Origin of the sequence: Ectopseudomonas toyotomiensis, assembly GCF_900115695.1 — a bacterium.
GTDB lineage: Bacteria > Pseudomonadota > Gammaproteobacteria > Pseudomonadales > Pseudomonadaceae > Aquipseudomonas > Aquipseudomonas toyotomiensis.
In genome coordinates this window covers 111,905-131,626 of record NZ_FOXK01000005.1, presented here as the reverse complement: position 1 = coordinate 131,626, position 19,722 = coordinate 111,905, and the positions used below count along the sequence as shown (strand labels likewise).

The following is a 19,722-nucleotide window of genomic DNA, read 5'->3' as shown; positions in this document are numbered from 1 at the left end:
CGCGCATGAGCCAAGCCCCCCTCGTTCTGGTCGACGGTTCCTCGTATCTGTACCGCGCCTTCCATGCCCTGCCGCCGCTGACCACTTCCAAGGGCATGCCCACCGGAGCGGTGAAGGGCGTACTGAACATGCTCAAGAGCCTGCGCAAGCAGTATCCGAACAGCCCCTTCGCCGTGGTCTTCGACGCCAAGGGCGGTACCTTCCGCGACGAGCTGTTCGCCGAGTACAAGGCCAATCGGCCATCCATGCCGGACGAGTTGCGCGTCCAGGTCGAACCGCTGCACGCCAGCGTGCGCGCCCTGGGGCTGCCGTTGCTGTGCGTCGAAGGCGTTGAGGCTGACGATGTGATCGGCACCCTGGCGCGCCAGGCGGCCGGGGAAAAGCGTGACGTTGTCATCTCTACCGGTGACAAGGACATGGCGCAGCTGGTCTGCCCGCACGTTACGCTGGTCAATACCATGACTGGAAGCGTCTACGATGCCGATGGCGTAAAGGAGAAGTTCGGTGTCGGCCCTGAGCTGATCATCGACTACCTGGCGCTGATGGGTGACAAGGTCGACAACATCCCAGGCGTACCCGGCGTCGGTGAAAAAACCGCCCTCGGCCTGCTGGTCGGCGTTGGCGGCGGTCTCGATATGCTCTATGCCAACCTCGACAAGGTGCCCGAGCTGCCGATCCGTGGTGCCAAGGGCTTGCCGGCCAAGCTCGAAGAACACCGCGAGATGGCCTACCTGTCGTATCAGCTGGCGACCATCAAGACCGACGTACCGCTGAATATCGAGATCGAATCGCTGCATCCCGGCGAGCCGGATCAGGCTGCATTGGTCGAGCTGTACGGCCAGCTGGAGTTCAAGAACTGGTTGGACGACCTGCTGCGGCAGAACAAGTCGCTGGCGGCCAAGGCCGCTGCGCCGGCTGGCGATCTGTTCGCCGAACCGACTGGCGAAGCCGCCGAAGAGGCCGCTGAACCCGCACCGGCAAGCACCGGTGATTACCAGCTTGTGCTGGAACAGGCGCAGTTCGATGCCTGGCTGCGGAAGCTGGAGCAGGCCGAGCTGATCGCCTTCGACAGCGAGACCACCAGCATCGACGCCCAGCAGGCGCAGCTGGTCGGCCTGTCCTTCGCGATCAAGGCGGGCGAAGCGGCCTATATCCCGCTGGCGCATTCCTACATGGGCGTGCCGCAGCAACTCGACCGCGATGCGGTGCTCAAGGCGCTCAAGCCGATTCTCGAGGACCCGGCCAAGGCCAAGGTCGGCCAGCACGCCAAGTACGACATCAATGTCCTGGCCAACGCCAGCACACCGATCATGGTGCAGGGCGTGGCCTTTGACACCATGCTCGAATCCTATGTGCTGGACTCGACAGCCACCCGTCACGACATGGACAGCCTGGCGCTGAAGTACCTGAACCACAGCACCATTCGCTTCGAGGACATCGCCGGCAAGGGCGCCAAGCAACTGACCTTCGACCAGATCGCGCTGGAGCAGGCCGGCCCCTACGCCGCCGAAGATGCCGACGTGACCTTGCGTCTGCATCAGGAGCTTTGGGGACGCCTCGAAGCCGTGCCCTCCTTGGCCAACGTGCTGCGCGAAATCGAGATCCCGCTGGTGCCGGTGCTGGCGCGCATCGAGCGCAACGGCGCGCTGGTCGACGCCAAGCTGCTTGGCGAGCAAAGTGTCGAGCTGGGCGAAAAACTGGTGGAGCTGGAGCGCAAGGCCTTCGAAATCGCTGGCGAGGAATTCAACCTCGCCTCGCCCAAACAGCTGGGCGTGATCCTCTACGAGAAACTCGGTTATCCGGTGATCAGCAAGACCGCCAAGGGTCAGCCCTCCACCGCCGAGGCGGTGCTCGCCGAGCTGGCCGAGCAGGACTACGAGTTGCCCAAGGTGCTGATGCAGTACCGCTCCCTGAGCAAGCTCAAGAGCACCTACACCGACAAGCTGCCGGAGCAGATCAACCCACGCACCGGGCGTATCCATACCAGTTATCACCAGGCAGTGGCCGCTACTGGCCGCCTGTCCTCGAGCGACCCGAACCTGCAGAACATCCCGATCCGCACCGCCGAAGGAAGGCGCATCCGCCAAGCGTTCGTCGCGCCCAAGGGCTACAAGCTGATGGCGGCGGACTACTCGCAGATCGAGTTGCGCATCATGGCCCACCTGGCCAAGGACAAAGGCCTGCTCGATGCCTTCCACCATGACCTGGACGTGCACAGGGCTACTGCTGCCGAGGTGTTTGGTGTGGCACTGGAAGAGGTGACCAGCGACCAGCGGCGCAAGGCCAAGGCCATCAACTTCGGCCTGATCTACGGCATGAGTGCCTTCGGTCTGGCCAAGCAGATCGACGTCGAGCGCAAGGAGGCGCAGGCCTACATCGACCGCTACTTCGCCCGCTACCCCGGCGTGCTGGCCTATATGGAAAGCACCCGCGCGCAGGCAGCCGAGCAGGGCTATGTCGAGACGGTCTACGGCCGTCGCCTGTACCTGCCGGAAATCCATGCGCAGAACCAGGCCATGCGCAAGGGCGCCGAGCGCGCGGCGATCAACGCACCGATGCAGGGCACGGCGGCTGACATCATCAAGCGCGCCATGATCAAAGTGGACGGCTGGCTGCAGGACAGCGGCATCGACGCGCGCATCATCCTGCAGGTGCACGACGAACTGGTGCTGGAGGTGCGTGAGGAACTGATCGACGAGGTCAGCGCCAAACTCAAGAGTCTGATGAGTGGTGCCGCCGACTTGGACGTACCGCTGTTGGTGGAAGTGGGTGTCGGCGCCAACTGGGACGAAGCGCATTAAGCCCCGTCGCCGCGGCGTAAAGCCGCGGCCGCTCTAGCTTTGGGGTTCCAGGGAATCAAAAGGCGCTTTCTTATTGCAAATGGTTTTTAAGAAGGCGATGAACTTTCCGCAAACCCACCCGGTCAGAGTTCATGAATGGCCGCAAAGCCCTTCAATGCTCCTTTGTTGTGTTAAGTGTTGGCAGACATCTGAACCCCGCCCTAGCGGTTCAGACCTTGAACCCCGAACTTCTCCCTCCCCATACGAAGCTCGGGGTTTTTTTTGCCTGTAAAAAGGCCGCTAGCGGCGATCTGATGACCCTCTCCCGCTTGCGGGAGAGGGTGCCCGAACGGCGGGAGAGGGTGGGGCTTGCTCCTGTTGTTCCGTAGTGGGCACCGAATACTCCCTACGATCTCGGTGCGCACAGCGCACCCTGCGCCTCATTCCTCCTCAGCGCTTTCCTCATCCTCTTCCGGCAACAGATCCAACCAGCCGGCCAGTACCATCTGCGCCTCTTCCACGCCCATGCGCTTGGGCGCCGAGAACAGCTGGATGCTGATGCCCTCGCCCCACTGCTTGTGAATTTCCTGGCGCACCTTGAGCAAGGTGGTCTTCGCCGCGCCGAAGGCCAGCTTGTCGGCCTTGGTCAGCAGGATATGCAGCGGCATACCGCTGGCCACCGACCAGTCCAGCATCATGCAGTCGAACTCGGTCAGCGGATGACGGATATCCATCATCAACACCAGGCCGCTCAGGCTCTCGCGGCTGCCCAGATACGCTTCCAGATGTTTCTGCCAGTGCTGCTTGAGCGGGATTGGCACCTTGGCATAACCGTAGCCGGGCAGGTCGACCAGGCGACGCTCGTCGTCCAGGCGGAAGAAGTTGAGCAACTGCGTGCGTCCCGGTGTTTTCGAGGTGCGCGCCAGGCTGGCGTGGGTAAGGGTGTTGAGCGCGCTCGACTTGCCAGCGTTGGAGCGGCCGGCGAATGCCACCTCCAGGCCGCTGTCCTCGGGGCACTGATCGACCTTGGCGGCGCTGATGAGGAAGCTGGCCTGCTGGCACAGACCGATAATGGGATTTTTCGGGAGCATGGGGGTATCCGGTGGATGCCTCGATTCCTGTTCAGTGGTTCGAGGGCTTGCGACATTTCCGCGCACCTGCTGCGCTCCAGAGGGGGCGGCAGGGGGCGTCGTTTCCGTTTCAGTGTTGCCAGTATATAATGCCGCAGATTTTGTGTGCGCTTTGTCCCACCCGCAGGAACCCAATTGCCGGGAGCGATTACATCTCTGCTCGATAGAAAGCAGGACGCTCCCAACCCTGATGAGGTTGATCTGATGAAGAAAATGCTGCTTGCTGCTGCCGTTATGATGTTGTCGTTCAACGGCTATGCTGCTCAGGATCCGCAAGCTGTGTATGACCGTTCCTGTGGTGTATGCCACAACGGCCAGATTCCCACGGCGCCCCAGAAGGGCGACAAGGCCGCATGGGAGCCGCGTCTGGCCAAGGGCATGGATACACTGGTGCAGAGCGTCACCAATGGTTTGAATGCCATGCCGCCGCGCGGCCTGTGCATGGACTGCTCGGCCGAGGATTACCAGGCGGTCATCAAGCTGATGACCGAGTGAGTAAGCCCGCTCGATAACCCTTTCTCTCTTAGCCGTAATTGGATTAGCTGATGAACAAAGTACTCGTGAGTCTGCTGTTGACCCTGGGCCTCACTGGCGTGGCACAGGCTGCTGGCGATGCCGAAGCCGGTCAGGGCAAAGTTGCTGTGTGTGGTGCCTGCCATGGCGCCGATGGCAACAGCCCTGCGCCAAACTTCCCCAAGCTGGCCGGTCAGGGCGAGCGTTACTTGCTCAAGCAGCTGCACGACATCAAGTCCGGTGCCCGTCCGGTGGTCGAGATGACCGGCATGCTGGATAACCTCAGCGATCAGGACATGGCTGACATCGCCGCTTACTTCGCCAGCCAGAAGATGAGCGTTGGTGCTGCCGATCCCAAGCTGGTCGAGCGTGGTGAAGCGTTGTTCCGCGGCGGCAAGCTGGAAGAAGGCATGCCGGCCTGCACTGGTTGCCACTCGCCTGATGGCGCTGGTCTGGCCGCCGCTGGCTTCCCGCACCTGGGTGGTCAACACGCTCAGTACGTGGCCAAGCAGCTGACCGACTTCCGCGAGGGTGACCGCACCAACGATGGTGACGCGATGATCATGCGTGCCATCGCTGCCAAGCTGAGCAACAAGGATATCGAAGCGGTATCCAGCTTCATCCAGGGTCTGCACTAAGAAGTTTTGTTAAGCGACCACTGTTGCAGTTGGTAAGACAAAGGGTGGCCACGGCCACCCTTTTTCATGTGCGCCATGGCTACAATGGGCGGAACCGGCCCAACGGTAGCGAGTCATAGTCTCGAATCGCCACTAGGGCGACGCTTATCCAGTCGAGGAGTACCCCCATGCGTAACCTGATTTTTGGCGCCGCTCTGGCGATCAGCAGCCTGTTCGGCCTTGCTGCCCATGCCGAACCGGTAGCCGGCCAGCAGTATGTCGAGCTGAAGAGCCCGGTGCCGGTGTCCAAGCCTGGCAAGGTCGAAGTGGTGGAGTTGTTCTGGTACGGCTGCCCGCACTGCTATCAGTTCGAAGCGACCCTCAACCCCTGGGTCGAGAAGCTGCCGGAAGACGTCAATTTCGTGCGCGTGCCGGCATTGTTCGGTGGCATCTGGAACGTGCATGGCCAGGCGTTCATCACCTTGGAAAGCATGAAGGTCGAGCACAAGGTGCATGACGCCGTGTTCACCGCCATCCACCAGGAGAAGAAGAAGCTGGCCTCGGCTGAAGAGTTCGCCGACTTCGTCGCCACCCAGGGCGTTGATCGCGATGCCTTCCTCAAGACCTTCAATTCTTTCGCCGTCAAAGGCCAGATGGAAAAGGCCAAGAAACTGGCCATGGCTTACCAGATCACTGGCGTGCCAGTGATGGTTGTCGGTGGCAAGTATCGCTTCGATCTGGGCTCGGCCGGTGGCCCGCAGCAGACCCTGCAGGTCGCTGACCATCTGATCGCCAAGGAGCGCGAGGCGCTCTAAGCGGCCGCAGGCGCGAAGCATGCTGCGCCGCTGGCGAAAGACACGTGCGGTTGGTCTGTGCGATCCACAGATCAACCCGCACTGCTCGCCCGAGAGCGACTGGCCAGCCGACGGCCTGTTGCGTCTGCTCAGTTTCAATGTCCAGGTCGGCATCAATACCCAGCGTTATCATCACTACCTGACCCGCAGCTGGCAGCACCTGTTGCCCCATGCCGGGCGTGCCGGCAACCTGCAGCGCATCGGTGATCTGCTCGCCGACTTCGATCTGGTGGCGTTGCAGGAGGTCGATGGCGGCAGCCTGCGCTCGGGCTACATCAATCAGGTCGAGTACCTGGCCCAGCAGGGCGCCTTTCCCTTCTGGTACCAACAGCTCAATCGCAATCTCGGGCGCTTCGCCCAGCACAGCAATGGAGTGCTCAGCCGCTTGCGGCCGACCCTGCTGGAAGATCATCCGCTCCCCGGTCCGCCCGGGCGTGGTGCGATTTTCCTGCGTCTCGGTGAAGGCGAGCACGCGCTGGGTGTGGTGATGATGCATCTGGCGCTGGGAGCGCGCACCCGTACGCGGCAACTGGCTTACATTCGTGAGCGCGTCAGTGAGTTTCGCCACCTGGTGCTGATGGGTGACATGAACACCCATGCTGTCGATCTGCTGGAAAACTCCCCGCTGCGTGACCTCGGCCTGATCGCGCCGCAGGTCGAGGCAACCTTCCCCAGCTGGCGACCGCAGCGCTGTCTCGATCATATCCTGCTCAGTTCCGAGCTCGAACTGGGGCGTGTCGATGTGCTCAGTCAGCCGATTTCCGATCACCTTCCCGTGGCCGTGGAAATCCGCCTGCCGGAAGCACAGAATGCTGCGCAGATGCCTATGCTGAACACGCCATCTCCCGAGTAAGCCGTATGAGCGATGACGCGCAACGCTGGAAAGACAAATACCTGAGTAGCCTGGAGCAGCAGGAAAAGCTCGACCGCCGTTGGGAGTCGCGCCTGGATCTGCTGCGCCGTGGTCTGGTGCGCAGCAGCCTGGCCGCCGAGGGCGCGGACAAGGCGGTCGATCAATGCATGCAGGAAATGCGCGAAATCCTTCGTCGCGATGATATGGACTCGGCATTGGGCGGCCTCATTCCGCGTCTGGAAAAGGCCGTGCTGGATTCCGAGCAGCGCCGTCAGCAGCGCGCTGGCGAGGCGGCGGCCGCACTGGCCGCCCTGATCGAGCAACTGCAGCGTCTGCAGCCGCCCCGTGAGGTGCGCAAGGCGCTCAAATCGCTGGGCAAACAGCTAGAGGACGCCACCACTCATCAGTATCTGCTGCCGGCGCTGCTCAGCCAGCTGAGCAACCTGCAGGGGCAGGCGCTGACCGTTCTGCAGGCGCCGGTGCAGGAGCAACCGGGCCTTCTCCAGCGCCTGTTCGGTTCGCGCGGCGAGACCAGCGAAAGCAATGCGCAGGTGCCGGGCATTGTCACCGAGGCCACTGGCGTTGCCGAGGAGCCCGCAGCAGAGTTGACGCCAACGCCAACGCCAACGCCAACGGCCGTAGCGGTGGCGAACGAGCCACCTCCCAGTGTCTCCAACGTGGCCAGCGTGCCGGCCCGGCACCAGGTCCAAGATGTCTCGCCTATGCTCGACAGCCTGCCGCTGCCGCCGGGTCTGGTACGGCAGGAGCAAGCCGGCGACAGCCCGTTCTCGTTGCCTAGCAGCGAACCCGGGTACAGCGCGGTGGCGCCGCATATCGCCAGCAGTCTGCGTAATCTGCTCGACGAGCTCGAACTGCCGGCGCGCCATCTGCCGCAAGGCGAAGCGCTGCGTTTGCGACTGGAGGGCAATCTCAACTGGTACGAGCTGGTGCCGGTGCTGGACGACCTGGCCGTGCTGGTGCTGGCCGTCACCGATAGCGGCCAGCGTGAGTTCGCCGGCTATCTCAAGCAACTCAACGAGCGCCTGGCTGCCTTCATCGAAACCCTCAGCGAGGCGCACGAGGGCTATAGCGCTTCAGTGGAGAATGCGCGCAGTTTCAACCAGCAGCTGCGGGATCAGGTCAGCGATCTGCAGAACAGCGTGCAGGAAGCTGCCGATCTGGAATCGCTCAAGCAGGCTCTGGAACAGCGTCTGGAAGGGCTCTTGCAAAGTGTCAGCAGTCATCAGCGTCAACGCGACAGTGGTAGCGATGACGTGGCTGAGCGGCTACAGGGCCTGGTCAAGCGTGTCGCCGAGATGGAGCAGGAAGCGCAGCAATTTCGCGAGCATATCGAGGAGCAGCGACAGAAGTCCTTGCTGGACCCCCTGACTGGGCTGCCCAACCGTGCCGCCTGGAGCGAGCGTCTCGACCTGGAAGTCGCTCGTCGCCAACGCTATGGCGGCCAGCTGTTGTTGGCGGTGCTGGATGTCGATCACTTCAAGCGGATCAACGACGGCTACGGCCACCTGGCAGGTGATCGAGTGCTGAAGATCATCGCCGGGGAGCTCAGCAAGCGTTTGCGCAAGACCGACTTCATCGCCCGTTTTGGTGGCGAGGAGTTCGTTCTGCTGATTCCTGCAACGCCGTTGGAAGGCGGTGTCCAGCTTCTGGAAACCCTGCGCGCTGCAATCGAGGCCTGCCCGTTCCACTTCAAGGGTGAGCCGGTGACCATCACCTTCTCCGCCGGTATCGCCGAGTTTCGCAATGGCGAGGCGACCGAGGTCACCTTCGAACGTGCCGACCAGGCGCTATATCGCGCCAAGGGCGCGGGGCGTAACCGAGTCGAGCAGGCTGCCTGATCCCGTCTACGTCGAGCCGCAGCGGCAGGCGCCGCGGCTCCCGTACGAACCACTCACTCCTTCTAGGATGTTGCCTCGGCCGGGTCCCTGCTGGTTGCTCCAGCGGTTCGTGCCCGTGGTGCGTGATCGTCCTCGTCCTGCAACGGCACCTCATTGCCCTGAGCGTCATACAGCTTGCCGCCGATGAAGTGGTCGCCATCGTGCAGGGCGGCGATGTCGCGGTAGCGCAGGCTGCGCTCGGTGCCGGCGACGAACACCGACTGCTGATCCGAGTTGCCGGCTGTGAAGTGGTTGAACAGCAGGTTGAGCAGGATCGCCATGATCGCCGCCGAGCTGATGCCGGAGTGGAAGATGGTTTCGAACCAGGCCGGGAAGTGATGGTAGAAGCTGGGCATGGCGATGGGGATCATGCCGAAGCCGATGGAGGTAGCGACGATCACCAGGTTCATGTTGTTGCGGTAGTCGACCTTGGCCAGGGTGCGGATACCGCTGGCGGCGACGGTGCCGAACAGCACGATGCCGGCACCACCAAGCACCGAGGTCGGCACCGCGGCGATCACTCGGCCCATGATCGGTAGCAAGCCGAGGGTGACCAGAATCAGCCCGCCGGTGGCGACCACGTAGCGGCTCTTCACGCCGGTAACGGCAACCAGGCCGACGTTCTGGGCGAAGGCGCTCTGGGTGAAGGAGCCGAATAGCGGCGCAACGACACTGGCGATCATGTCCGCGCGCAAACCGTTGCCGAGGCGTCTGGAGTCGACCTTGGTGTCGATGATGTCGCCGACGGCGAGGATGTCGGCCGAGGTTTCCACCAGGATCACCATCACCACGATCAGCATCGAGATGATCGCTGCCACCTCGAACACCGGCATACCGAAATGTAGCGGTGCCGGGAAGGCCAGCACCGGCCCTTCGCTGACCTTGGAAAAATCGGCCATGCCGAATGCCACCGCTACTAGAGTGCCAATGACCATGGCCAGCAGGATCGACAGGCGCGAGATGGTGGCGCTGCCGACCTTGCTCAGCAGCAGCACGGTGGTCAGGGTGAAGGCGGCCAGGCCGATGTTGGCCATGCTGCCGAAGTCAGCTGCACTGCTGTTGCCGCCCATGGCCCAGCGCGCGGCTACAGGCATCAGCGTCAGGCCGATGGTGGTGATGACGATGCCGGTCACCAGCGGTGGGAAGAACTTGGTGATCTTGGAAAAGATCGGCGTGATCAGCAGCCCGATCGCCGCTGCGCCTATCACAGCGCCGAATACCACCGGCAGCCCGCCTTCACCGCCGTTGGCGCCGACTATCGCCACGATGGTGGCGACGCTGGCGAAGGAAACGCCTTGCACCAGCGGCAACTGGCAGCCGAAGAAGGGCAGACCCAGGGTCTGCAGCAGGGTGGCCGCGCCGCCGACGAACAATGAGGCGGCGATCAACAGGCCGATGTCCGCAGGCGACAGGCCGGCCGCCTGACCAACGATCAAGGGCACCGCGACGATGCCGCCATACATGGTCAGCACGTGTTGCAGGCCATAGAGGAGATTGGAGCCGATACCGAGGTTCTCGTCCTCGGGGCGCTGAGAGGTGGAGGTCATGGGGCAAGCTACTCGCTGTTGTTCTTGTACGGTCAATGTAGACATTTTGTTGTCACATTGGCTACTACTTTGTATACATTTTTTCGAGTGTTGTTTCCTGGAACCATTGCGGCGCTACTGGTCATAAAATTTCCACGCGCGCTGAAGATGCCCGAATCTGACCGTGGTCCCGACTCGCGAGGCGACCCCCTCAGGCCCTAGACTATGCGCACTAGCCACCGGAGACGCCCATGGACATCTTCAGCATCGCCGTGCTGATCTTTTTGGTCACCGACCCTTTCGGCAATATCGCCATCTACATTGCCGCGCTGAAGAACGTCGAGCCGCGCAGACGATTGTGGATCGCCGCGCGCGAACTGCTGTTCGCCCTTGGCCTGTTGCTGCTGTTTCTCACCTTTGGTGACAAATTCCTCACCAGCCTCGGGCTGTCACGCGAGGCAACCGCGATTGCCGGCGGTATCATCCTGTTCGTCATCGCCATGCGCCTGATTTTCCCCAGCCCGCAGGGCCTGCTCGGCGACGTGCCGGATGGCGAGCCGATGCTGGTGCCGTTGGCCACGCCAGCGGTTGCCGGACCTTCAGCGCTTGCGGTGCTGATGACTCTGCGCAATACCCACACCGGGCCGCTCTGGGAGCTCTACTTGGCGGTCATCCTGGCCTGGGCGGCGACGGCATTCATTCTGTTGCAGGCTTCGTTCCTGCAGCGTTTTCTCGGTAATCGCGGGTTGATGGCAGTAGAACGATTGATGGGCATGCTGTTGATCATGCTCAGCGTCGACATGCTGCTGGACAACCTGCAGAGCGTATTCGGTCACGCATGAAGTCTCTTTGCCTTGCCCTCGTCCTTGTTCTGCTCGCCGGTTGCACCGGTGGTCTACGTATCGATGACAGTCACACCGCGACCGGCCAGAACAGCCGGGTGCAATACGTCGTGTTGCACTACACCTCTGCTGACCTGCAACGCTCGCTCGATCTGCTGACGCAGACCGAGGTGAGCAGCCACTACCTGATCGGTGATGCACCGCCGACCGTCTACCGCCTGGTTGACGAGAACCGCCGCGCCTGGCACGTCGGCGTCAGCGAGTGGCAGGGGCGAACCTGGCTCAACGCTTCGACCATCGGCATCGAGCTGGTCAACCAGGGGTACTACCAGACGCCGGCGGGGCGCTACTGGCAACCTTTCGCGCCGCAGCAGATCGATACCCTGATCGTGCTGCTCAAGGACATCGTCAAGCGTCACCAGCTAGCGCTGGGCTCGATCATCGCGCACAGCGATGTGGCGCCGCAGCGCAAGGTCGATCCGGGCCCATTGTTTCCCTGGAAGCGTCTGGCCGACGAGGGCCTGGTGCCCTGGCCGAACGAGGACGCCGTGGCGCGCCAACAGGCGCTGTTCAGCACCAGCCTGCCCAGCGTGCAGTGGTTCCAGGAGCAGTTGGCGCAAAATGGCTACACGGTGCCGCAGCACGGTGAGCTGGATGAGGCGACGCGCAACGTCATTGCCGCCTTCCAGATGAAGTATCGCCCGGCCAACTACGACGGCCAGCCGGACGCCGAAACTGCAGCGCGGTTACTGGTGCTCAATCTGCAGGCGGCTGGATAGAGCTCAGCTAGGCGTGGTGCCGATCAGCCGAGAGTCGGCCAGCGCTGCGCTGCGATGAACGGTGGCGGCCTGGTATTCGGGGTCCGCGAGCATGCTCAAAAAGGCTGCTGACGAGGGATAACGCACCAGCAGAAGCAGATCCCACTGCTCTTCCTTCGGTGCGATCAGCGCCAGGTGGACGTCTGCCATCACCTGCACCTCACCGCCCACCCCACGAACCTTGCTCAGCGCGGTGCGGCTGTAGCGCGCATAGGCTTCACGCCCGCTGCAGGGCGCATGGGGACTGTCTGCACCGTACGCAGCCTGGCTGTTGAAGCGCAGCAGATTGAGCATCAGAATCGGTGTATCACTGGGCATGCGCTCGGCGAACGCCAGCAGATCCTCGCGGGCAGGGTTGATGCTCGGCATATACGTTCCTCGGCTGGCGTTTTCCCTGAGCCTCTCGCCTGAAGCCGAGTGCAGCAAGTGCTATCGATCCGCCTGATAGCCGATCATCTGCTCAGCATGGTGCTGCGCTACGGTTGCTGTACCGGCAGGCCGATCAGCGCGGGCCAGGTTGGAAATCACGCGCATCACGCGCCCAGACATCCAGCACCGGTTTGAGATCTTCCAGGGTCAGTTGCGTGCTGCTGTTCTCCAGCGCCAGGCCGTGCCCCTTGCGCACCACGCGCAGCACCGGTTCGCTGGTGCGGGCATCGAGGCCCTCCAGTTCGATGAAGATGGCGCTGTCGCGGTCACGGGTGCCTGCTGCTGTGGTTGCCGCCGCCAGCACCAGGGCGACAGGAATCACCTCATAGGCCTTGAGCCCTTCGGTGGAAACCGTCACGCCAGTGATCGCGCTACGCAACACCAGGCTGTCCATGGTCGGTTCGTTGACCACCGTCATGCGCCCCTGCAACTCACGGATCAATGCCTGATGCAGATAATCACGGACACTTTCCAGCGTTTGCGCGCTGACCTGATCGCTGGGAACTGGTTCTGGATAGAAGGTCGGCTTCTCCACATACACCGCCGTGTAGCGCTCGTTCCTGAACTGCGGCGAAATCCAGCGCAGTACCGGTGCGCCGGTAGCTGAAGTGGCTGGCTGGAGCTGGGAGTAGTCGGCGAGGTAGCCGGAGAACTCTGTGGGTTTGGTGGTCTGGCTGGCGCAGCCGCTGAGCAGCAGCGCAGTGAGTAGAGCCAGGCAAAGCGGGTTGGCGTAACGCATCGGCGGACTCTCCTGTCCAGGGACCTGCAATCAGCCTAGATGCCGCTTCGTCAGCCCGCCAGTTCGCTCAATCGTTGAGCAAGAAGCTTGAAGTCATAGGGCTTTACGATGCTCTCGGTGGCTGCCGCGCTGTCGCGGGCGCGCACCTCTTCGAGCAGTTCGCGTTCGTAATAGCCGCTGGCGAACAGCACCGGCAGGGTCGGTCGCAACTGGCGCGCGGCTTCCACCAATTCGCGTCCGTCCATCCCGGGCAGGCCGATGTCGCTCATCAGCAGATCGAAGTGCTGCTCGCTGCGCAGCCGCTCCAGGGCGCTGTGCCCGTCGCGCAGGGCAAGGACGCGATAGCCGAACTCCCCGAGGACTTCAGCGGTGAGTTGGCGTACGACATCGTCATCCTCGACCAGCAGGATGGTCTTGGTACTGGCGCAGTCGATTTCGGTCATGGGGTTCTCTGTTTCAGCGCGCAGAATGCGCGAATGTTTGGCAAACTTCGGAGTCGGTGCACGGTCAGTGTGCCATACGCCTTCCCCGGACAGATAAGAACGAGCGAGACAATCATCGAATGGACGTCCCAATGTCGAATGAGTCCGCAATGGACGAAAAAGGGTTTCGCCGGATTCTCAACCGTAATGTCGGACTGCCGCTCGGCCTGGGGCTGGTCGGCGCGCTGTTCTTCGCGCTGTTGATCGGCTACCTGCTCAACGTGATCCGCTGGGTCGAGCACACCGACCAGGTGCTCAACCGGGCCAGCGAGGTGTACAAGCTGACGCTGGACCTGGAGACCGGCATGCGCGGCTTCCTGCTCAGCGGTGAGGAAGACTACCTCGCGCCCTACGAGCAAGCACGCGGCAAGTATCGTCCGCTGACCGAGCAGATCATCGGCATGGTCGGCGACAACCCACCACAGGTGCAGCGGCTTGAACGCCTGCTGGCGTTGCAGGAGCAGTGGGATCTCTATGCTCAGGAAGTGATTGGCAGCCGCCGCGATGGCGGCAACTTTATGGCAGAGGTCGGACGTGGCCGTGGCAAGAATCTCACCGATGGCATGCGCCGCGAGCTGGATACCTTCATCAACAGCGAGCGTGAACTGCGTCAGCAGCGCAATGCCGAGGTGAGCAGCACCACGCTCTGGGGGGCCGGCATCTATCTGGTGGTCAGCATCCTGTTCAGTGCCCTGTTGGCACTGTTCGGTCGCCGTGAGCTGATGAACCTTTCGCAAACCTATTCACAGGCGATGGCCAAGCAGTCCGATTACGCCGATGAGCAGCGTCGCCGTGCCTGGCTGGGCGGTGGCCAGACCCTGCTGGCCGAGCGTCTACTCGGCCAGCCTCAGGTGCAGGAATTGGCCGACCGCTCCCTTGAGTTTCTCGCTGAGTATCTCAATTGCGTGGTCGCCGCCCTGTATCTGCGCGATGCCCATACTGGCGACCTCACGCGGGTTGCGGGCTATGGCTTCAGCGAGGACGCCAGCCTCAAGGAGCATTTCTACCGCGGTGAGGGCCTGATCGGACAGGCTGCTCGCGGCCGTCGTCTGGTCTGCCTCGATGATCTGCCGGCGGATTACATCAAGGTCGCTTCGAGTCTCGGCGAAGGCCAGCCAGTGAGCGTTGCCCTGGTGCCGCTGCAGTCCGAAGATCGCGTCAACGGTGTGGTCGAATTGGCCTTCATGCGTGTACTGGAGCCGCGTGAGCGCGAGTTCCTCGAGGCAATCGCCAGCAATGTTGGGATGGCACTTGAAGCGGCGCGCTATCGCCAGCGCCTGCAAGAGGTGCTCGGCCAGACCCAGCAGCTCAACGAGGAATTGCAGACCCAGCAGGAAGAGCTGCGTGCCGCCAACGAGGAGCTGGAGCAGCAGGCGCGCGTGCTCAAGGAGTCTCAGGCGCACCTGGAAACCCAGCAGGCCGAACTGGAGCAGACCAACGAGAAGCTCTCCGAGCAGGCGCAGACACTGGCCGACCAGCGCGACGAGCTGGATCAGCGCAACACCACCCTCGGCCGTATTCAGGCGCAGCTGGAAGAGCGTGCCGAGGAGCTGCAGCGCGCCAGCCGCTACAAATCCGAGTTCCTTGCCAACATGAGCCACGAGCTGCGCACGCCGCTCAACAGCTCGCTGATCCTGGCCAAGCTGCTGGCGGAAAACGGCAACGGCAATCTCAATGACGAACAGGTCAAGTTCGCCGAGTCGATCTACTCGGCCGGCAACGATCTGCTCAACCTGATCAACGACATTCTCGACATCGCCAAGGTCGAGGCTGGCAAGCTCGAGATACGCCCCGAGCGCACGCCGCTGGCAAGCCTGCTCGAAGGCTTGCGTGATGTGTTCGTACCGCTGGCGGGCGAGCGCAGCCTGAGTTTCGAGATCGAACAGCAGGGCGAGCTGCCGCAGGTGCTGTTCACTGACCGCCAGCGCGCCGAGCAGATCCTGCGCAACCTGTTGTCCAACGCCTTCAAGTTCACTGACCGCGGCGGCGTGACCCTCAGCGTGTCGCGGCAGGATGACCAGTACCTGGCCTTCGCCGTGCGCGATACCGGTATTGGCATCGCTGCGGACCAGCAGCAGGCGATCTTCGAGGCCTTCCGCCAGGCCGATGGCACCACCAATCGCCGTTATGGCGGTACCGGCCTGGGGCTGTCCATCTCGCGTGACCTGGCCGGGTTGCTCGGCGGCTCGATCACGGTCAGCAGCGTACCGGGCGAGGGCAGCACCTTCACCCTGCTGCTGCCTGAGCGCCTGGTCGAGGGCGCTGCTCCGAGCCAGCCGATTGCCGCGCCTCGGGCGGTGGCTGAGCCGCCACTGCCGGTCGCCGCTGCCGCTGCCGCCCCGGCGATGCCGCGAGCGCCAGCGCCATTCGCCGATGACCGCGAGCACCTCGACGAGCGTGGCGGCCGCCGCGTGCTGGTGGTCGAGGACGAAGTGCGCTTTGCCCGTATCCTCTTCGATCTGGCTCACGAGCTGGGCTACGCCTGTCTGGTGGCTACCTGCGCCGATGAAGGCCTGGAGCTGGCGCGGCAGTACCGCCCGGATGCCATCCTGCTCGACATGCGCCTGCCCGACGGCTCAGGCCTTGGTGTGCTGCAACGGCTGAAGGACGACCCGCAGACCCGTCACATCCCGGTGCATGTGGTCTCGGTGGAGGATCAGAGCGAGGCCGCGCTGCACCTGGGGGCGGTTGGCTATGCGCTCAAACCCACCAGTCGCGATCAGCTCAAGGAAGTCTTCGGCAGGCTCGAGGCCAAGCTCAATCAGCAGGTCAAGCGCGTACTGCTGGTCGAAGACGACCCGCTGCAACGCGACAGCGTTGCCCGCCTGATCAGCGACGAAGACATCGAGATCACCGCCGTCGCACTGGCTGGCGATGCGCTGGAGAAGCTACGCGACACGGTGTTTGACTGCATGATCATCGACCTCAAGCTGCCCGACATGCAGGGCAACGAGCTGCTGCGGCGCATGGCCGAGGAGGACATTTGCTCCTTCCCGCCGGTGATCGTCTACACCGGGCGTAACCTGACCCGCGACGAGGAAGCCGAGCTGCTCAAGTACTCGCGCTCGATCATCATCAAGGGCGCGCGTTCGCCGGAACGTCTGCTGGACGAGGTCACCCTGTTCCTGCACAAGGTCGAGGCCGAGCTATCCAGCGAGCACCAGCGCATGCTCAAGACCGCGCGCAGCCGCGACAAGCTGTTCGAGGGCCGGCGCCTGCTGCTGGTCGACGATGACGTGCGCAACATCTTCGCCCTGTCCAGCGCGCTGGAGCAGAAGGGCGCCACGGTCGAAGTCGCGCGCAACGGTTTCGAAGCACTGGACAAGTTGCGCGAGCGTGAAGACATCGACCTGGTGTTGATGGACGTGATGATGCCGGAGATGGACGGCTACGAAGCCACCCGGCAGATTCGTCTGGAAGAGCGCTGGAAGAACCTGCCGATCATTGCGGTAACGGCCAAGGCGATGAAGGATGACCAGGAGCGTTGCCGCGAAGTCGGTGCCAACGATTACCTGGCCAAACCCATCGACCTGGATCGTTTGTTCTCCCTGATCCGCGTGTGGATGCCCAAGCTGGAGCGTCTTTGATGCCTGACGAAATCGAGCTGCGCCTGCTGATCGAGGCGATCTATCTGCGCTACAGCTACGACTTTCGTGACTACTCGAAAGCCTCGCTCAAGCGCCGTGTTCGCCAGGCGCAGGTCCAGCTGGATTGCCCGACCATCTCGGCGTTGCAGGCGCGTATCCTGCACGAGCCACAGGCGTTCATGCAGCTGCTGCAGTACCTCACCATCCCGGTCAGCGAGATGTTCCGCGACCCCGAATACTTCCTCGCCCTGCGCGAGCAGGTGGTGCCGCTGCTGCACACCTATCCCTCGCTGAAGGTCTGGGTGGCTGGCTGCAGCACGGGCGAGGAGGTGTATTCCTTGGCTATTCTGCTGCACGAGGAAGGCCTGCTGGAACGCACCATGATCTACGCCACCGACATCAATCCGCACTCGCTGGAGAAGGCCGAGCAGGGCATCTTCGCCCTCGACAACCTGCGCACTTACACCCAGAACTACCAGCTGTCCGGCGGCAAGCGGGCGTTCTCCGACTACTACTCGGCGGCCTATGATCGGGTGCTGTTCGACAAGTCGTTGCGCGCCAACGTGACCTTCGCCGATCACAGCCTGGCCACCGACAGCGTGTTCGCCGAAACCCATCTGGTGTCGTGCCGCAACGTACTGATCTATTTCAACCGCGACCTGCAGGACCGTGCGCTGGGCCTGTTCCACGACTCCCTTTGCCACCGCGGTTTTCTCGGTCTGGGCAGCAAGGAGAGCCTGGATTTCTCCGCCTATGCCCGGCAGTTCGAAGCGGTGTCACGGCCCGAGCGGATTTTCCGCAAGCGATGAGCAACCAATGGATCAACCTCCGCGGCCAGGTGCATGCGCCGCTGCAGGCCCTGCTGATCGGTGCCTCGGCCGGTGGTGTCGAGGCGCTGTTGAGCCTGCTCGAAGACCTGCCGCCGGACTACCGGCTGCCGGTGGTCTGCCTGCTGCATCAGCCGGATCGCAGCGACAGTCTGCTGGCCGATCTGCTGCAGCGCCGCCTGAAGCTGCCCGCCAAGGAAGCCGAGGACAAGGAGTACCTCAGTGGGGGCGTGGTCTACGTGGCACCCGCCGGTTACCACCTGTCCATCGAAACTGATCGTAGCTTCTCCCTCAGTCGTGAGGAGCCGCGGCATTTCTCCCGGCCATCGATCGATATTCTTTTCGAGTCCGCTGCCGACGCCTATGGCGAGCAGCTGGCTGCCGCGCTGCTCACTGGCGCCAACGAGGATGGCGCGGCCGGCCTGCTGGCGATCAAACAGGCTGGTGGCCTGACGCTGGTGCAGGAGCCTGCCGATGCGCAGGTGCCCACCATGCCGAATGCCGCGCTGGCCCTGCTGAAACCGGATTTTCTCCTGTCTATCAATGCCATGCGCCTGCTGCTGGCCGAACTGGATGCCCTGCCATGCTGAGGAAGATTGAAGCCAAGGTATTGATCGTCGACGACCTGCCGGAAAACCTGCTGGCGTTGCGTTCGTTGATCCAGAGCGAGGATCGCACCGTGTTCCAGGCCAGCAGCGCCGATGAGGCGCTGTCGCTGCTGCTCGAGCACGAGTTCGCCCTGGCCATTCTCGACGTCAAGATGCCGGGCATGAACGGCTTCGAACTGGCCGAGATGATGCGCGGCACGGAGAAGACCAAGCATATCCCGATCATCTTCGTCAGCGCGGTCGGCCGCGACATGGATTACGCCTTCCGCGGCTACGAGAGCGGCGCGGTGGACTTCCTGCACAAGCCGCTGTCGCCCTTCGAGGTGCGCAGCAAGGTGGCGATGTTCGTCGAGCTGTACCGCCATCGCAAGGCGTTGAGCATGCAGCTGGAGGTGGTCGAGGCGGCGCGTCGTGAGCAGGAGGCACTGCTCGCCGAGTTGCGCGAGACTCAGGGTGAATTGCAGAAAGCGGTGCAGATGCGCGACGTGTTCATGTCTATCGCCTCGCACGAGTTGCGCACGCCACTCAACGGTCTGATCCTCGACGTGCAACTGCGCCGGCTGCGCCTGGAGCAGGGGCGCATGGATGCCTTCACCCCCGACAAGCTGCAGGAGATGGTCAGCCGCGACGAGCGGCAGATCCGCAGCCTGAGCCGGTTGATCGACGACATGCTGGATGTTTCGCGCATTCGCACCGGCAAGCTTTCCGTGCGTCCAGAACCCGGCGATCTCGGCGTGCTGGCTGGCAACGTGGTAGAGAGCCTGGCCGCGCAGTTCACCCATACTGGCAGCCATATCGATTTGCACGTCGAGGGTCCGGCACCGGTGATGATGGACGAGTTCCGCATCGAGCAGGTGTTGGCCAACCTGCTGACCAACGCCCTGCGCTACGGTGATGGTAAACCCGTGTCGGTGCGTGTACGGGTGGTGGGCGATATGGCCCGCGCCGAGGTGCGGGACCAGGGCCTGGGTATCTCCGAGGCCGATCAGCGGCGGGTATTCGAGCAGTTCGAACGCGTCTCCGGAACCAGCGTCGCGCAGGGGCTTGGGCTCGGCTTGTTCATCAGCGAGCAGATCGTCCAGGCTCATGACGGTCGCATCGAGCTCAGCAGTCGTCTCGGCGAAGGCTCCTGTTTCAGCATCCTGCTGCCACTACGCAGCTGATCGTGCAAATTGCACGTGTTGTAATTCATGCATCTTGCAAAGTGCATGGGAGAAGG

The 19,722-nt window shown here is 62.8% G+C and carries 17 protein-coding genes; 12 read left to right on the top strand and 5 right to left on the bottom strand.

The window, feature by feature from the left end; genetic code table 11:
* The first annotated feature begins 5 nt into the window (after nt 1–5).
* Complete coding sequence (gene polA / locus BM186_RS11590) at nt 6–2,801, top strand: DNA polymerase I (RefSeq protein WP_074915410.1); 2,796 nt, start codon at nt 6–8, stop codon at nt 2,799–2,801.
* A gap of 419 nt (nt 2,802–3,220) precedes the next feature.
* Here the strand turns inward: polA and yihA are convergent, their stop codons facing one another.
* On the bottom strand, nt 3,221–3,871 hold the full coding sequence (gene yihA, locus BM186_RS11585) for a ribosome biogenesis GTP-binding protein YihA/YsxC (RefSeq protein WP_072423674.1): 651 nt from the start codon (nt 3,869–3,871) through the stop codon (nt 3,221–3,223).
* Nucleotides 3,872–4,114: 243 nt separating this feature from the next.
* Here yihA and BM186_RS11580 point away from each other — a divergent pair, with 243 nt between their 5' ends.
* The 5 genes from BM186_RS11580 (at nt 4,115) to BM186_RS11560 (ending at nt 8,606) form a co-directional block, all read left to right on the top strand.
* The gene (locus tag BM186_RS11580) at nt 4,115–4,405 is read left to right on the top strand and encodes a c-type cytochrome (protein ID WP_004423033.1); all 291 of its coding nucleotides are present in this window, start codon (nt 4,115–4,117) and stop codon (nt 4,403–4,405) included.
* Nucleotides 4,406–4,455: 50 nt separating this feature from the next.
* On the top strand, nt 4,456–5,061 hold the full coding sequence (locus tag BM186_RS11575) for a c-type cytochrome (protein WP_021487555.1): 606 nt from the start codon (nt 4,456–4,458) through the stop codon (nt 5,059–5,061).
* Nucleotides 5,062–5,228: 167 nt separating this feature from the next.
* Complete coding sequence (locus BM186_RS11570) at nt 5,229–5,855, top strand: thiol:disulfide interchange protein DsbA/DsbL (RefSeq protein WP_021487556.1); 627 nt, start codon at nt 5,229–5,231, stop codon at nt 5,853–5,855.
* Nucleotides 5,856–5,874: 19 nt separating this feature from the next.
* Nucleotides 5,875–6,747, top strand: coding sequence for an endonuclease/exonuclease/phosphatase family protein (locus tag BM186_RS11565; protein WP_072423673.1), 873 nt, complete (start codon nt 5,875–5,877; stop codon nt 6,745–6,747).
* Nucleotides 6,748–6,752: 5 nt separating this feature from the next.
* Nucleotides 6,753–8,606: a GGDEF domain-containing protein gene (locus tag BM186_RS11560; RefSeq protein WP_074915409.1), complete on the top strand. Its 1,854-nt coding sequence runs from the start codon at nt 6,753–6,755 to the stop codon at nt 8,604–8,606.
* Between the two features lie 62 nt (nt 8,607–8,668).
* Here BM186_RS11560 and BM186_RS11555 read toward each other — a convergent pair whose 3' ends face one another.
* Nucleotides 8,669–10,192 (bottom strand): nucleobase:cation symporter-2 family protein, encoded by a 1,524-nt coding sequence (locus BM186_RS11555; RefSeq protein WP_074915407.1) that lies wholly within the window; start codon nt 10,190–10,192, stop codon nt 8,669–8,671.
* Between the two features lie 230 nt (nt 10,193–10,422).
* Here BM186_RS11555 and BM186_RS11550 point away from each other — a divergent pair, with 230 nt between their 5' ends.
* A complete protein-coding gene (locus tag BM186_RS11550; RefSeq protein ID WP_017676425.1) occupies nt 10,423–11,013 on the top strand; it encodes a MarC family protein in 591 nt (196 codons plus the stop codon).
* Complete coding sequence (locus BM186_RS11545; RefSeq protein ID WP_074915405.1) at nt 11,010–11,792, top strand: N-acetylmuramoyl-L-alanine amidase; 783 nt, start codon at nt 11,010–11,012, stop codon at nt 11,790–11,792. The genes BM186_RS11550 and BM186_RS11545 overlap by 4 nt, the downstream gene beginning before the upstream one ends.
* A gap of 3 nt (nt 11,793–11,795) precedes the next feature.
* On the opposite strand, the gene BM186_RS11540 is transcribed toward BM186_RS11545, so the two are convergent.
* The 3 genes from BM186_RS11540 to BM186_RS11530 form a co-directional block, all read right to left on the bottom strand.
* Nucleotides 11,796–12,200 (bottom strand): DUF1330 domain-containing protein, encoded by a 405-nt coding sequence (locus tag BM186_RS11540; protein ID WP_074915403.1) that lies wholly within the window; start codon nt 12,198–12,200, stop codon nt 11,796–11,798.
* A gap of 133 nt (nt 12,201–12,333) precedes the next feature.
* The gene (locus tag BM186_RS11535) at nt 12,334–12,999 is read right to left on the bottom strand and encodes a DUF3313 domain-containing protein (RefSeq protein ID WP_074915401.1); all 666 of its coding nucleotides are present in this window, start codon (nt 12,997–12,999) and stop codon (nt 12,334–12,336) included.
* 50 nt (nt 13,000–13,049) lie between these two features.
* A complete protein-coding gene (locus BM186_RS11530) occupies nt 13,050–13,442 on the bottom strand; it encodes a response regulator (RefSeq protein WP_017676429.1) in 393 nt (130 codons plus the stop codon).
* A gap of 131 nt (nt 13,443–13,573) precedes the next feature.
* Here BM186_RS11530 and BM186_RS11525 point away from each other — a divergent pair, with 131 nt between their 5' ends.
* The 4 genes from BM186_RS11525 to BM186_RS11510 are packed head-to-tail and all read left to right on the top strand — an operon-like array spanning nt 13,574 to nt 19,666.
* Nucleotides 13,574–17,068: a response regulator gene (locus tag BM186_RS11525; RefSeq protein ID WP_074915399.1), complete on the top strand. Its 3,495-nt coding sequence runs from the start codon at nt 13,574–13,576 to the stop codon at nt 17,066–17,068.
* Complete coding sequence (locus BM186_RS11520; protein WP_072423664.1) at nt 17,068–17,877, top strand: CheR family methyltransferase; 810 nt, start codon at nt 17,068–17,070, stop codon at nt 17,875–17,877. Before BM186_RS11525 ends, BM186_RS11520 begins: the two co-directional genes overlap by 1 nt.
* Nucleotides 17,874–18,485: a chemotaxis protein CheB gene (locus BM186_RS11515; RefSeq protein WP_072423663.1), complete on the top strand. Its 612-nt coding sequence runs from the start codon at nt 17,874–17,876 to the stop codon at nt 18,483–18,485. The genes BM186_RS11520 and BM186_RS11515 overlap by 4 nt, the downstream gene beginning before the upstream one ends.
* Nucleotides 18,479–19,666: a hybrid sensor histidine kinase/response regulator gene (locus BM186_RS11510; RefSeq protein ID WP_074915397.1), complete on the top strand. Its 1,188-nt coding sequence runs from the start codon at nt 18,479–18,481 to the stop codon at nt 19,664–19,666. Before BM186_RS11515 ends, BM186_RS11510 begins: the two co-directional genes overlap by 7 nt.
* Nucleotides 19,667–19,722 lie beyond the last annotated feature (56 nt).